The organism is Massilia sp. W12, from assembly GCF_037300705.1.
Taxonomy (GTDB): domain Bacteria; phylum Pseudomonadota; class Gammaproteobacteria; order Burkholderiales; family Burkholderiaceae_D; genus JACPVY01.
The window spans coordinates 205,018-219,160 of the sequence record NZ_CP147776.1 but is presented as its reverse complement, the minus strand read 5'-3'; the positions used below and the strand labels follow the sequence as shown (position 1 = coordinate 219,160).

General features: G+C 55.5%; 9 protein-coding genes. 6 read left to right on the top strand and 3 right to left on the bottom strand.

Annotated elements, in window-relative coordinates; all coding sequences use genetic code 11:
* Window positions 1-22: 22 nt before the first annotated feature.
* The 3 genes from V8J88_RS00905 to V8J88_RS00895 form a co-directional block, all read right to left on the bottom strand.
* A complete protein-coding gene (locus V8J88_RS00905; RefSeq protein ID WP_338847262.1) occupies window positions 23-1,441 on the bottom strand; it encodes a mannose-1-phosphate guanylyltransferase/mannose-6-phosphate isomerase in 1,419 nt (472 codons plus the stop codon).
* 342 nt (window positions 1,442-1,783) lie between these two features.
* On the bottom strand, window positions 1,784-2,641 hold the full coding sequence (locus V8J88_RS00900; RefSeq protein WP_338847261.1) for an HDOD domain-containing protein: 858 nt from the start codon (window positions 2,639-2,641) through the stop codon (window positions 1,784-1,786).
* A 131-nt stretch (window positions 2,642-2,772) separates the two neighbouring features.
* Window positions 2,773-5,310, bottom strand: coding sequence for a tetratricopeptide repeat protein (locus tag V8J88_RS00895; protein ID WP_338847260.1), 2,538 nt, complete (start codon window positions 5,308-5,310; stop codon window positions 2,773-2,775).
* Here V8J88_RS00895 and V8J88_RS00890 point away from each other — a divergent pair.
* From V8J88_RS00890 to V8J88_RS00865, 6 genes are all read left to right on the top strand, one after another.
* Entirely contained in the window at window positions 5,309-5,635 is a 327-nt protein-coding gene (locus V8J88_RS00890; RefSeq protein WP_338847259.1) for a hypothetical protein, read from the top strand. The two genes, V8J88_RS00895 and V8J88_RS00890, sit on opposite strands and share 2 nt — an antisense overlap.
* Entirely contained in the window at window positions 5,622-5,858 is a 237-nt protein-coding gene (locus V8J88_RS00885; RefSeq protein WP_338847258.1) for a hypothetical protein, read from the top strand. Before V8J88_RS00890 ends, V8J88_RS00885 begins: the two co-directional genes overlap by 14 nt.
* Window positions 5,859-5,991: 133 nt before the next feature.
* Entirely contained in the window at window positions 5,992-7,677 is a 1,686-nt protein-coding gene (locus V8J88_RS00880) for an ATP-binding protein (RefSeq protein ID WP_338847257.1), read from the top strand.
* A gap of 403 nt (window positions 7,678-8,080) precedes the next feature.
* The gene (argJ, locus tag V8J88_RS00875; protein ID WP_338847256.1) at window positions 8,081-9,370 is read left to right on the top strand and encodes a bifunctional glutamate N-acetyltransferase/amino-acid acetyltransferase ArgJ; all 1,290 of its coding nucleotides are present in this window, start codon (window positions 8,081-8,083) and stop codon (window positions 9,368-9,370) included.
* Window positions 9,371-9,641: 271 nt separating this feature from the next.
* Window positions 9,642-10,817, top strand: a complete 1,176-nt coding sequence (locus V8J88_RS00870) for an HlyD family efflux transporter periplasmic adaptor subunit (protein ID WP_338847255.1) — start codon at window positions 9,642-9,644, stop codon at window positions 10,815-10,817.
* On the top strand, window positions 10,817-12,952 hold the full coding sequence (locus tag V8J88_RS00865) for a peptidase domain-containing ABC transporter (RefSeq protein ID WP_338847254.1): 2,136 nt from the start codon (window positions 10,817-10,819) through the stop codon (window positions 12,950-12,952). Before V8J88_RS00870 ends, V8J88_RS00865 begins: the two co-directional genes overlap by 1 nt.
* The last annotated feature ends 1,191 nt before the right edge of the window (window positions 12,953-14,143 follow it).

The following is a 14,143-nucleotide window of genomic DNA, read 5'->3' as shown; positions in this document are numbered from 1 at the left end:
GTCAATTATTCCTGCGCCGCGCTCAAGCGCGGCCATAGTGATCTTCAAAACGGACGATATCGTCTTCGCCCAGATATTCCCCGCTTTGCACCTCGATCATCACCAGATCCGTCACGCCGGGATTGGACAAGCGGTGCTTGTGGCCGGCCGGAATAAAGGTGGATTCGTTGGTGCCAACCAGGAATTCGCGTTCGCCATTGACCACTTTGGCCATGCCTGACACCACAATCCAGTGCTCGCTGCGGTGGTGATGCATTTGCAAAGAGAGCGAAGCGCCGGGTTTGACTTCGATCCGTTTGATCTTGAAGCGGCTGCCTTCTTCCAGCACGGTGTAAGTGCCCCAGGGGCGATGCACTTCACGGTGCAATTTATAGGCGTCATGCGAATTCGCCTTGAGCTGGGCGACGATTTGCTTGACATCCTGCACCCGTGAGCGATCCACCACCAGCAAGGCGTCGGAGGTGTCGATGATAATCAGATTGCGCACGCCGACGGCAGACACCACCCGCTCATTGCTCTGGATATAGCAGTTCGATGAGTCATGCAAATACGCTTCGCCCAACACGCCATTGCCTTGTTCATCGACTTCCACCAAGTCGCTGATCGCGCTCCAGGAACCGATATCGCTCCAGCCGATATCGCAAGCCACCACCGCCACCGCACTGGAACGCTCCATCACGGCGTAGTCGATTGAAATATCGGGGGTGTTTTTGAAAGAGGCGGCGTCGAGTTCGATTTGCACCGATTTATCGCCACGCTGCGCGCGCGAAGATTTTTGCAAACAGGCGTCCACCGCCTGCAGCACTGCCGCTTCGTGCTGTTGCATTTGTTCGAGCATGGCCCCGGCGCTGAAGCAAAACATGCCGGCATTCCACAAATAACGGCCCGAAGCCAGATATTCGCGCGCTTTGTCCAGCGAAGGCTTTTCCACAAAACGCTTGACCTGGCTGCCTTCGGCTTCGATATAGCCAAAGCCGGTTTCCGGGGCATTCGGGGTGATGCCGAAGGTGACTAATTTACCCTGTTGCGCCAATACAACAGCCTGCGCCACTGCGCTGTCAAAAGCCTGCTGATTGGAAATTAAATGATCTGCCGGTAAAACCAGCATCAAGGCTTGCGGGCCATGCAAATCGGCCACCGTGCGCGCTGCGCTGGCGATGGCGGCTGCGGTGTTGCGGCCAAACGGTTCGAGAATGAAAGATGCCGGCAATTGGGCCGGATTGACTTCACGGTAATCGTCTTCGGTTTTGAAATACAAATCGCGGTTGGTGACGGTGAGAATTTCCGCCACATCCGGCAGAGCAGCTGCGCGCACAAAGGCTTTTTGCAGCAGGCTTTGGCCGTCCGAGAGGCGCATAAATGGCTTGGGATGCAGTTCGCGCGACACTGGCCACAGGCGAGCGCCCACGCCACCGGACAGAATTACAGGGATGATCGTCATTATTATTTAAAACCTTTCATCACGGGAACGGGCGACTTTGCAAGACTTCCCAGCAGGGTTCCCATGCGGGTTTGGCGGCAGGATCCTGGCAACGCGCTTGCGGTTTGAAGCGCCCTGATGGAACCGCGCATTATATCAGAGCACAAGCGCCTGACTTTGGCGGCAAGCTTTTGTTGCACTTTTTTTGCACAATGCGGGAAATGCGGCATCAAAACAGTGTTTTAGCAGCAAAGAAGCAAAGTATTTCCCGCATAAAATTTCCAAGATGAATTATTTCCAGGCGGAAACCATCAAGATTTGCAAAACTCTTCAGACAAAATTTACACTAACAGCCAGCGCAAATCAGTGCTCAGCATTGAACATCAACGCCAGTTCATCGCACCAATCTTCCGCCTCGTGTTGTGCGATGCCAAGAATATCACAGGCCTGATCGCCGCCTTTTTCCCATTCCGGCGACTGCAAATTGCCCTGATAAGCCTGAATCGCTTTTTCCGCCAGCACGCCCAATGCAATCAATACCGCCACATTGTGCGGCGTGCCGCTTTCCAGCATCACCGCATAATCATGATGACTGCGGATGGCCTGCATCACTTCCTGCGACAAGCCCCAGCTGCGCGCCAGAATCGCGCCGATAATCGTGTGATTGGTGCCGTGACGCTGGTCTTCGATATCCGTGAATAATTGCTCGAATTCACCGCGCGCCAGACTCAGGGTTTCGTGATAATCGGGAAAGCGCGACATCAGCATGGGAATCCCGATATCGCAAAACAGGCCAAAGGTGTGCGCCAGATCCGGCGGACAGGCGCGCATGGCTTTCGCCATTTTTGACATCGCCAAGGAGCGCTGGGTGGCGGCATCCCAAAAGCCGGACAGCGCCGGCCCCTCGGCCTTGATGGCTTGACGGGTAATCAAACCCATCAGCAAAGAGCTGACCTGGGTCAGGCCCAGAAAAGCCGCTGCCTGTTCCACTGTTTCCGCCTTGCGCTTGAGTCCGAAAAAGACCGAATTGGCGGATTTCAACAAGGCGGCGGACATCGCCACATCCTTGGCTACCAATTGCGCGATGCGGCGCGGGTCCGGGTCTTCACCACCCATTTCATGCTGCACATCGGCCAAAAGACTGGGACGCGGTGGAATGCCAATCGATTTGACCAGTTTATCCAGCGCTTCTTCATTCAACATCTGTGGTGCGTTCGACATCGTTTTCCTGCCAGAAAGTGGATGTGAAACATGCAGGCGGCGCCGGCGTGCCGGGGGCGTCAGCATGGACTTGGGCGGATTTTAACGCGTTTAAGCGCAAACCGCCGGCTTGTGCGCAAAATCGGGCCAACTCACGCCAGCGCCCATTGGCATAAATCCTCTTCACTCATTTGCGCGCCTTGCTCGCGCCAGGCTTGCAACTGCGCCGCCGCCAGAGCTTGCTGCAGCAGGCTCAAGGTGCTGTGATAAGCCCGCCGCTCATTCGGCTGGCGCAGCGTGACGTGGCGCGCAAAGGCCTGATCCGACCAGCCGGAAATATGCGCCGCCGCCTGCCACATGCCGCGTTTCGCTTGCCGCAAGGCATAGTGATCCATCACCACCCACATGGTGGAAAATTCGCGCAGATAGGGCAAGGCTTCCTGGCCGATTTGCAAGGCCTCGGCCAAATCGCCGCGCTCGACCAGAATGCCGAATAAATTACCCAGCACCCAGCCCCAGCTGACTTTATAGGCGAAGCGTGATTGGCGGCAGCGCTGCAAGGTGTCGCGCGCGGCATGCAAAGCCTGATCGAGATTGCCTTGCATCCAATACACATCGGCCAGATCTTCCTGGATGGTCAAGGCCTGAAATTGCGCCCCCACCTGCTCGGATAAGGCCAAGGCCCGGCTGAACGCGGGAATCGCATCCTCCGGCCGGCCCAGGATGGCGTAGCAGGCGCCAAAGGATTTATGCAACATCGACTCCAGCCGCAAAGGGCAGCCGCCGGCCAGCAGCGCTTGCGCCTCCTGTAAAAAAATCGTGGCTTGCGGGGAGCCGCTGACGGCATGGCAGCTGCCCAGCATAATCAAGGCATAGCCCAGGCGCATCACATCGCCAGACTGGCGCAGCGCCGCCACCGCAGTCTGCGCCGCCGGCACGGCTTGCTCATTACGGTGGAAATAAAACAGGGTGCAGGCAGTCAGCCACAAATCGCCGGCAATCAGCGGCGCAGTTTGCGCATCCAGATAGGTCAAGGCATGCTTGACGCGCTGTTCGGCCTCATAAAACAACCAGCGTGAAGCCCACAACTGGCCGGAAGATCCGACCAAGGCCAGACCGGTCTCGATGTCTTGCCCGGGGCCGAAAGCCCAATCGATGGACTGGCGTAAATTATCAATATCCGGGATGTATTTTTCTTCAAACTCAACATCCGTCAATTGGCCCCAATCGGCAAAGCAGGCGGCGAAACTGTGCCGGAAATGCGTCGCGCAGCGGGCCGCGCATGCCGCCACCTCATCTGCCGCCGCCAGTTTTTCCAAGGCATAGGCGCGCGCGCTTTCCAGCAGGCGGTAGCGCACATGGCCGCCGGCCTGATCCGCCGCCAGCAAAGATTTACTGACCAGACTGGCCACCCCGTCGATCACCGCATACGGCGACAATTGTGGATCTTGCGCCACCGCAACCGCCGCCGCCAGATCAAAACTGCCGATCAAAATGCCGATGCGGCGAAACACCACCGCCTCTTCCGGCGTCAGCAAGCCATGACTCCAATCCAAGGTGGCGTGCAAGGTGCGCTGACGCGGCAAGGCGGTGCGGCGACCGCCGGTGAGCACTTGAAAACGCTCATCCAATAATTGCGCCAGACTCTCCAGCCCCAAACAGGGCACGCGCGCCGCCGCCATCTCCAGCGCCAGCGCGATACCGTCAAGCCGGCAGCAAATCGCCGCCACCAGTGCGGCATTCCGGTCATTGATTTGAAAATGGGCGTCCGCCGCATGGGCGCGCGCAACAAATAATTGCACCGCATCAGATTCCAGCGCCGCGCTGGCGTTGGCATTGCGCGCCGGCAATGACAGCGATGGCAGACGGAAGGTTTGCTCTCCCTCCACCCCCAGCACTTCCTGCGAGGTGGCGAGCAGGCAGAGTTGCCCGGTTCCCGCCAGCAGGCTGCCGGCCAAGCGCGCCACGCCATCCACCAGATGCTCGCAATTATCCAGCAGCAGCAAGGCCGGCTGCTGACGTAAATTCAAAATCAGAGCATCTGTTGGCGTGCCGCCGCCCTTGACTTCAATGCCGAGCGTGGCCGCCACAACCGCCGCCACCTGATCATCTTGATTCAAGGTGGCCAGCTCAACCAGCCACACCCCGGCGGGAAATTGCCCGCTGCGCCGTTGCGCCGCCTCCAGCGCAAGCCGGGTCTTGCCAACCCCGCCAGCCCCGGTCACCGTCACCAGGCGCGCTGAGTCGAGCAGCGCGCACAATTCAGCCAGCTCATTGGCGCGGCCAATCAAGGGCGCAGCGGCGTGCGGCAAATTGCCCGCCAGCGCCTGCTGCGGCGCCACACTCAGCGCGCCGTGCTGGCGCAAGGGCAAGGTAAAGCGATAGCCCAGCCCTGGCGCAGTCGCAATCGCCTGCGCGCCAAACAATTTGCGCAAAGCCGAAACCTGCACCTGCAAATTGTTTTCCTCCACCACCAGGCGCGGCCAGACGCTGGCCAGCAAGTCTTCTTTGCTCACCAGGTGCGGGGCGCGGGTTAATAAACACAGTAAAACATCAAAGGCGCGCGGGCCGATCAAGGCGGGTTTGCCATTGATCAAGACATGCCGCTCGGCAGTCTGCACTTCCACATCAGCAAAGTACAGGCGCGCAGGCAATGTCGCAGGCTCGGTGGCGGGGGCAGTCACGGTCATGGCAATCCTTTCCTTTCACCGCCAGCGCCAGGCGGGAAGCATTCGAGGCATAACACGTATGGCCGGCGGGGCCGGTTTTCAGACAATAACGCGTTTTGAGCCGGCCCACCAGCATCAGTTCCATCACACATGCAGCAAAACAGCAGGCTTTCAGATGCTTTCAGGAAATTTCAGGCAAGGCGGCAAACTGAAACGCCGGACCACAGGTTTCAGCACGGTTTCAGCCGCAGCGCGCAAGTCAGCGCCTATGCTTGGATTGAAGCAGCACCCCACCCCGTCGCGGCTGACGGTCAATCAAAAGGAGAGCGATCATGACTGGTCTTGAAAATCAACGCGAATTTGGCAATAAGCACTTCGCCATTTCGGAACAAAGCTTGCGCCACCTGGTGGCCGCGGTTGTGCTGCTGGCCCTGAGCCTGCTGGCCACGGAATTCTTTTCGGTCTGGTTTTTATACATCATCATCGGCATCGCCGCGCTGACCATGGTGGCGGCTTTCCTGGTTGACATCCACCACCGTGAAAAATGGCAGGTTGATGAAGACCAATAAAGCGTCAGGCGGCGCAACCCCTCCCCCTGCGCCGCCACTTTTACAACACTGCTTTGCCGCCACCGTTACTTTCAAATAAAATCAGTGCAGCCCGCAACCCCGGCATCCCGCCCCACATCACACAAGGCCCAGAATGCACGCTGCGCATGACAAAAAAGCGCCGATGGAGAGCTTAAACCTGCTGCTGATATTGTTCAGCGCTCTTGTGCTCGCCTACACCCTGCTGCTTTCCTGGTTTTCCTGGAACGAAGAAAAAAGCGGCCGCATCACCGAATTGCGCACCATCGCCGAAATGGGTGAAAAATCGGTTGACACCTATTTCATGCAATTATTGGCCGATATGCAGCAACTGGCTGACCAGTGGCGCAGCGCCGGCCCGCTGGATCAACAACGGGCGCATCATGATTTGCAGCAATATCTGAAGTACCGGCCTGAGCTGGTGAATATGACAGTCTTCAAGCCGGACGGCGCCATCCTCTTCACCGGCAAAAACCCGCCCGGCAGCGTACAGCGCAGCCTCGCCAGTGAAGACAGTTTTCGCGAATATCAGCAAAACATGGAAAGCGGCCCGGCTTTCCAGATCGGCAGGCCGATTTTCGGCGCCACCTCCAAAGTCTGGCTGATACCGGCACGTTTGCGCGTGCCGGGCCCGGATGGAAAAGTTGATTACATCCTCAGCGCCAATCTGCCCGTCAGTTTCCTGCAGCAATTCTGGCGCGACGCTCCCATCACCGCCCGCTCCGCCTTGGGTCTGATGCGGGATGACGGTTTTTTAATCAGCCGTTTTCCCACCCCCAAAGACAAAACCGAATACGAAATCTATGGCAAACCGCGCACCGGCACCCTGATCCGTTATTTGCAAAAAAATAATTTCCCGACCAGCGGCGTCTTGGATGGCGAATCCAGTCTGCAAGGGCCCAGCGTCTTCAATATTTACCGCCGCCTGACGCATTTCCCGATCACCTTGTTCGTACTCACCCCGCAAAACGATTTGTGGCAAGCCTGGTGGACCAAGGTCAGGCTGTCTTATCTATCCTGCGCAATTTTATTGGCGATGGCGGTGTTGAGTTATTTACTGACCCGGCGCAGGCAGCGCGCCTGGCGCGAACAGCAGGCGCGCATTGAACATATGAAGGCGGAATTCATTTCTGTGGTTAGCCATGAATTGCGCACCCCCATCACCTCGATCCGGGGCGCGCTTGGCCTGCTGGACGGCGGGGCCGGCGGAACCATGCCGGAAGCGGCGCAAAAGCTGGTGCAAATCGCCTTGCGCAACAGCGAACGCCTGAGCCATCTGGTGAATGACATTCTGGACATGGAAAGATTAATGCTGGGCAAGATCACCCTGCAATTGGAGAAAATGGATCTGGCCAAACTGCTTGCCAATGCTGTGGAAGCAAACACGCCCTACGCCAGCAAACTCGGCGTCGCCTATCAGCTCACGCCATCCAACACCCCCTGCTATGTGCTGGCGGATGAACAAAGGTTGAATCAAGTGTTGACCAATCTGCTGTCAAACGCCGCCAAATTCTCGCCTGCTGGACAAAGCGTTGAAATCAGCCTGCAAGCAATGCGCCCAACACACTGGCGCATCAAGGTGCGCGACCACGGCCCCGGCGTGCCGGCCAGCTTCCAGGAACAGATTTTTTCCCCCTTCGCCCAGGCTGACAGCACCAATACCCGGCAAAGCAGCGGCGCCGGGCTGGGCTTGCACATCAGCAAAACCCTGATCGAAAGGATGGGTGGCCAGATTGGCTTTGACAACTGCAACGATGGCGGGGCCAGCTTTTGGATTGAACTGCCGATTTGCAAAACTTAAGATTTTTTCCGCGCCGCCATTTCATTCATGACAAGGCCGGCTTGAAAATTTCCAGCCGGAAATTACACGCAGGCCAAGCCTCTTTTCTGCATCTCTCATAGCGCAGTAAGTGACATGACTGCTGATTCTGTTTGCTTTTCGACAAGTCGCATTTTCGGATTTCCGCCCCGCCATTCTGCACATATTCACAAAACGCATATCCGACATTGGAAATATAAAGTGGACTTAGGTGTTTCCGACTGGCATCATTCTACCTGTCTCCTCTATTCCCTCCTTGGAAATAGATTCAAAGCCCGGTTGATCCGGGCTTTTTTTTCGCCCGCACCTGCTGAAAATCGCTGCGGAAGCGGCAAAAATGCCGCACAATAGCGCGATTTTTCAGCCACCCGAAAGGAAACCATCCATGAGTTCTGATGCCTTTGCGCAGATCCGGATCAGTGAGCCGGCAGACGGCGATCCGGCGCAAACCCGCTACGCCTTTCACTCTGTGACCGAACAGCGCGAAATTGAACTGGCGCCGGATTTATCGCAGCAACCATCCGGCTTGCGCAGCGCCGCCGTGATGGCCGGCATCAAATATCCGGGCGTCTATGATATGACGCTGGTGGCGCTGGATGCGCCCGGCCCTGCCGCCGGGATTTTCACAAAAAACCGCAGCGCCTCTTCTTCCGTGCTGCTGGACCGCGAACACCTGGCGGATGGCCGGGGCCAGGCGCTGGTGGTGATTTCCAAGAACGCCAATGTATTCACCCCGACCGACCGCGCCGACGCCGAGCGTATTTGCAGCCAGGCGGCGGAATTGCTGGGCATCGCCAAGCAGGACGTGATGATTTCCTGCACCGGCGTGATTGGCGTCTCGCTGCCGATGCCGACCGTGGAAGCCGGCTTGCAGCAAGCCGCCGCCGCACTGCAGCCCGGCTTGCAAGACAACGTGGCAAAAGCGATTCTGACCACAGATAAAGGCCCGAAAACCTGTTCCGCCGCCTTCGGCGAGGTGCGCATCGCCGGCATGGCCAAGGGCGCCGGCATGATCGAGCCGAATATGGCCACCATGCTGGTGTATTTCTTCACCAACCTGGATCTGCCGGCAGACAAACTGCAAGCCAGCCTGCAACGCATCTCCGACCGCACGTTTAACAGCATCAGCGTGGATAGCGACACCAGCACCAGCGATTCACTGATTCTGTTCTCAACCGGCGCCGTGCCCTACTCCGACGCGCTGTACGCCGATTTTGAAGCCGCGCTGGCGGCGATGATGAGCAAGCTCTCGCGTGAAGTGGTGTTTGGCGCAGAAGGGGCGAACAAGCTGATCGAAGCGCGCGTCAGCAAAGCCGGTGATGAGCAGCAGGCGCGCCAGGTGGCGAAATTCATCATCAATTCGCCGCTGGTGAAAACCGCCGTCTTTGGCGCAGACCCGAACTGGGGCCGGGTGGTGATGGCTTTAGGCAAGCCGGGCCAGACGCGCGATTACCCGATTGACCCCAAGGGCGTGGTGATCAAGATGGACGGCGCGGTGCTGTTTTCCGGCGGCGCAGCCGTGCCGCTGGATCTGGCCGGACTCTCGGCCCGCATGAAAGCGCGCAAAAAGCTGGATATCGAAGTCGAACTCGGTGAAGGCGACGCCGCCTGGACTGCCTGGGGCTGCGATTTGAGTTATGACTATGTGAAGACGAACGCGGATTACACCAGCTGACGCAAGATCGACACTCACCCCCACGCCTTCAATCCATATAGCGGCGCCTGGTGCGTGGGGCGCAAGCCGCCCCACATTAAAAACCCGTCCCTTCTATCCAAACCCGCTTCATTCCCGGGCACGCCTTATCAGCAATCCGCAGTAAAGCCAGCGTATAATTTATTTCCCTCGCAATAGAAAATCTCCGCGTTTTAACATGACACCTCCATTATTCCGCAAACAAGCTTTGCAGTCGCAAAGCAGCAGAGCTTATGGCACAGTGATATTAATTATGCCCGTGCCCACCCGCATCCTGGCTGCAGGCGGCTTGTTAATTGGCGCGTGTTTATTAGCACTGCTCTTCTTTGGCAGTTATACCCGGCGCAGTACTGTCAGCGGTCAGTTACTGCCGGATGCAGGGCTGATCAGAGTATATGCGCCGCAAAGCGGAGTTGCGCTGAACGTAATGGCGCGTCCCGGCGAGCAGGTGGCGCAGGGGGCGCCACTGATTGAGTTAAGTAATGAACAGCATCTCCCGCTGATCGGCAACAGTCTGGCTGAACAGAGCGCCCAAATTGCCGCGCGCCGTCATTCACTTGAAATCGAGATTCAACAAACTTCCCGCCTGCAGCGCGAGCAAATCCTGGCTTTGCAGCAGAAAATCGCCGGTCTGCAAAGCGAAGTCCGCAGCCTGCAAATGCAGATTGACAACCAACAATCTAGAGTTAAATTAGCGCAAGATGCAATGTTGCGCGCCCGCCAACTCGCATCGCAGCAATTCATCGCCCTGGAACAATTACAGACGCGCGAAGCGGAGAGCTTGGAACAGAGCAATTTGTTACAAGGACAACTCAGAGAAAAGTTAAAGCTTGAGAATCAAATCAAAGAAGCACAAGCAAACTTGGCGGAATCGCCTTTACTGCATGAAAAGCAACTGGCCCAGCTCAAGCGCGCGCAAGCCGCTGCAGCCGAGGAATATTCAGTCAGCGAAGCACGGCGAGGACTGATCCTGCGCGCTCCGCAAGCAGGCGTGGTAAGTGCGGTTGCTCTGGAGCGTGGCCAAAGCGCAGATCCGGCGCGCCCCCTGATGCACATTGTGCCAAATAACGCGCGCCTACAAGCCGAATTGTATGTCTCCAACCGCGCAATCGGTTTTATACGCGTCGGCTCACCGGTTTTATTGCGCTATCAAGCCTTCCCATATCAGAAATTCGGTCACGCCAAGGGCCGGGTGAGCTCAGTTTCACGGGTGGCTTTGCCACCTCACGAAGTGCAGGGCGCAATCAACGCCGGCAACGACAGCTTGCACAAGGTGGTAGTAAAACTTGAGTCGCAAACAGTACGAGCCTATGGGCGGGATGAAGCATTGCAGAGCGGGATGCAATTGGAAGCCGATATATTGCAGGAACGTCGCCGTCTTTACGAATGGGTGCTGGATCCCCTGCTGAGCGTCAGCGGCAAACTTTAATGACGGGCGATACCATGACAATTTTAGAACAACTTACACTTGGCCTGCGCCGCAAATTGCGCCCGGTCTTGCAAAGCGAATCAAGTGAGTGTGGCTTGGCGTGCCTGTGCATGATTGCTGACTGGCACGGTTTTCATTCCGATTTAGCCAGCATGCGCAACCGCTTTCAAGTTTCACAGAAAGGCATGCATTTACAAGGTTTGATGCAAAGCGCGCAACGCCTGGGATTGCATACCCGCGCTTTAAAACTTGATTTAGCAGACTTACGCAATCTGCGCCTGCCCTGCATCCTGCATTGGGAATTCAATCATTTTGTCATTCTCGAAGGCTTGTCCGGTGATAAAGTCCGTATCATCGACCCCGCCATTGGACGACGCGAATTGAAAATCGAACAATTCTCACACTCTTTCACCGGTGTCGCGCTTGAACTCTGGCCTGCGCCGGAATTCAGAAATGGAGAGGAAAAGCAGCGTGTGCGTCTGCGCGATTTAGTAGGACAGGTGCATGGCATGGGATCTGCGCTGATCCAAGTCATCATGCTGGCCTTGGCGCTGGAAATATTTGTCTTGGTCAACCCCTTGTTCTTGCAATGGGTGATTGACCATGTGGTGGTGTCCGCTGATTACGATTTGTTGGCGATCATGGCCTTGGGCTTTGCCTTCTTGACACTGGTGCAGCATCTGATCGGGGCGGCGCGCAGCTGGGTCTTATTATTCATCGGCGCCCAGCTGAATTTACAATGGCGCGCAAATGTTCTGTCGCACTTATTGCGCCTGCCGGTACATTTTTTTGAAAAGCGGCATATTGGCGACCTCGTGTCCCGAACCGGTGCAGTAGACGTGATGCAGCGCACGCTGACCAGCTCATTCATTGAAGCATTGCTGGATGGTGTGATGGTGCTGGTAATTGTCGCCATGATGATGCTTTACAGCCCGCTACTGTCGGCAGTAGCACTTGGCTATATGGCGCTATATGCCTTGTTGCGCTGGAGCTCATATCACGCTTTGCGCAGTGCCAACGAAGAGCATATCGTACACTCAGCGCGCCAAAATAGCCATTTCCTGGAAACATTGCGTGGTATTAAAGCAATCAAACTGTTCCAACGCCAGCACGAGCGCAACAATGCTTGGCAAGGTTTGCTGACCAATCAAATCAACGCCGACTTGCGCGGGCAAAAATACATGTTAATGTTCCGCGTGGCTAACAGCGCCCTGTTTGGACTGGCTGGCATCGCAATTATCTGGCTTGGAGCAAAGCTGGTGCTCGCCGGGAATTTTTCGGTCGGCGCATTCATGGCGTTTCATGCTTACAAAGTTCAATTCAATGGTCGTACAGTGTCCCTGATCGATAAACTGTTTGAATTACACATGTTGCAACTGCAAGGTGAGCGTTTAGCTGACATTGTGCTCAGCAAAGCAGAGGATGAAGACCAACACTCCCTGCCCCACGCGAAAACAGCAGAAGGCGGCGGTGCGCCCACCACCTCGCCAATGATTGAAGTCAAAAACTTGCGCTATCGCTACAGCGAGCAAGAACCATGGGTGTTGGACGGACTCAACGCCAGCATCCGCCCAGGCGAGTCGCTGGCGATCACTGGCCCATCCGGTTGCGGTAAAAGCACATTTTTCAATCTCTTACTTGGAGTACTTCCAGCAACTGAAGGCGAAATCCTGATCGACGGCAAACCACTGCACAAATATGGTTTATCCGCTTTTCGCCAGCAGGTAGCCTGCGTGATGCAGGATGACAGTCTGTTTGCCGGCTCATTGGCGGAGAATATCTGTTTCTTTGACCCCCAGCCTGATCTGGACTGGGCCCAGGAATGTGCGCGCATGGCTTCAATCCACGAAGACATCAGCGCCATGCCGATGGGATACAACACCTTGGTTGGCGATATGGGGACAGTCTTATCCGGCGGCCAAAAACAACGCGTACTACTGGCGCGAGCGTTATATCGTCGACCGCGCGTCCTGTTCTTGGACGAAGCAACCAGCCATTTGGACCCGGCGCGAGAACAACAGGTCAACGCGGCGCTAAAGCAATTATCAATCACCCGTATTTCGATTGCGCACCGTACAGAAACGATTCAAAGCGCGGATCGCATACTGGCAATGGACCAATACAAAACCAGATAGATAATCCTTGGCTACCGGCGGCGGCAAGCCGCCCCCCCCTGACTGAACGAGCTGCCGCCATCCTTGCATCATGATCAAACGCCACCGAAAAAACGCCGTATTGCCCCCCCCTGAATAGATTCAACTCCATTCAGCTGCACAGTACTCAAAGGGCTGACAGAATACAACGCTTGAAGTACTATAATGGGAAGCATCCGCATCAGTCGCTGACCTGCAAAACATCCGGCAAGGGGTACGCCGGCGGCAAGCAAAAATACAGGTCTTTCCGCCCGGGTTTTCGAGCGCAAATTACCGACCAGTTGGAAAAATTTTGTACCCCTTTCTCGCATTTTTATGCTGAATTTAACTGAAAATTAATTTCAAATTTAGCTCAAAAGAAAATATTCACTTCGATTGTCATTTTTCAAGCTAGAAGAGTCTCTTGCAAAAAATAAATGAATTTTTAAAAGCAGCCTTGCAGAAGCGATCATCGGCAAGGTGGCATCATGATGAAAAATTGACTGTAACCCCGATAAGCGAACCTATGGAAATGCTGATTTAATACAACAGCAGGTTGTTATATCCCAATAAAATCAATGACTTAGAACGTGGATTTACTTATAAGTTAAATTAATCAGTGCTTCCCTATGGGGATTTGCACTTTTTTGTGACTGCCCCCCCCCGACGTATCTATTCTGGGAACTTTTTTCAAGGTGTTTGAACGTCTGTGGCCAATCTTGCTTATCCCACGCGCCATTTTTTTGTTGATCCACCGCTGTCGGACGCCGGGTTATCGCTAAACACAACCCAGCCTACGTTTTTTGGCCTGAATGCGGTTGAATAGTCACCTTTTTCAGCATTGCAAACACTCTCTCGACACATGCAAACATTTTATTCAAAACATGAAGAACGCCACAAAAGATTCCTACAGGCAATTTCTCGCGCTATTTTTCCAAGAACATCGTTTCACAAGAGCATCAGAAGTCAGATTATTTTCCCTTTTTCAACGCCCAGTTACACCACCAGAGCCGCCTCGCTATACAGAAATCCTGGCTTGATCCGTCGTGCGCGGATGTGATAGTGAATCAGTGCTGAAGAAAATGGTAAAATTATTGTTTTATTAGCATCCATCTATCCCGCAAAGCTTTTTCCTGGCTTCATCAAGCATGCATTTTCAACTCAGCAAAAGCAACGACTGGATACAAGTCTTTG

What these genes read in the sequence shown, in the direction of transcription:
- V8J88_RS00905 (WP_338847262.1), bottom strand. Translation starts at nt 1,441, where the DNA reads ATGACGATCATCCCTGTAATTCTGTCCGGTGGCGTGGGCGCTCGCCTG.
- V8J88_RS00900 (WP_338847261.1), bottom strand. Translation starts at nt 2,641, where the DNA reads ATGTCGAACGCACCACAGATGTTGAATGAAGAAGCGCTGGATAAACTG.
- V8J88_RS00890 (WP_338847259.1), top strand. Translation starts at nt 5,309, where the DNA reads ATGGCAATCCTTTCCTTTCACCGCCAGCGCCAGGCGGGAAGCATTCGA.
- V8J88_RS00895 (WP_338847260.1), bottom strand. Translation starts at nt 5,310, where the DNA reads ATGACCGTGACTGCCCCCGCCACCGAGCCTGCGACATTGCCTGCGCGC.
- V8J88_RS00885 (WP_338847258.1), top strand. Translation starts at nt 5,622, where the DNA reads ATGACTGGTCTTGAAAATCAACGCGAATTTGGCAATAAGCACTTCGCC.
- V8J88_RS00880 (WP_338847257.1), top strand. Translation starts at nt 5,992, where the DNA reads ATGCACGCTGCGCATGACAAAAAAGCGCCGATGGAGAGCTTAAACCTG.
- argJ (WP_338847256.1), top strand. Translation starts at nt 8,081, where the DNA reads ATGAGTTCTGATGCCTTTGCGCAGATCCGGATCAGTGAGCCGGCAGAC.
- V8J88_RS00870 (WP_338847255.1), top strand. Translation starts at nt 9,642, where the DNA reads ATGCCCGTGCCCACCCGCATCCTGGCTGCAGGCGGCTTGTTAATTGGC.
- V8J88_RS00865 (WP_338847254.1), top strand. Translation starts at nt 10,817, where the DNA reads ATGACGGGCGATACCATGACAATTTTAGAACAACTTACACTTGGCCTG.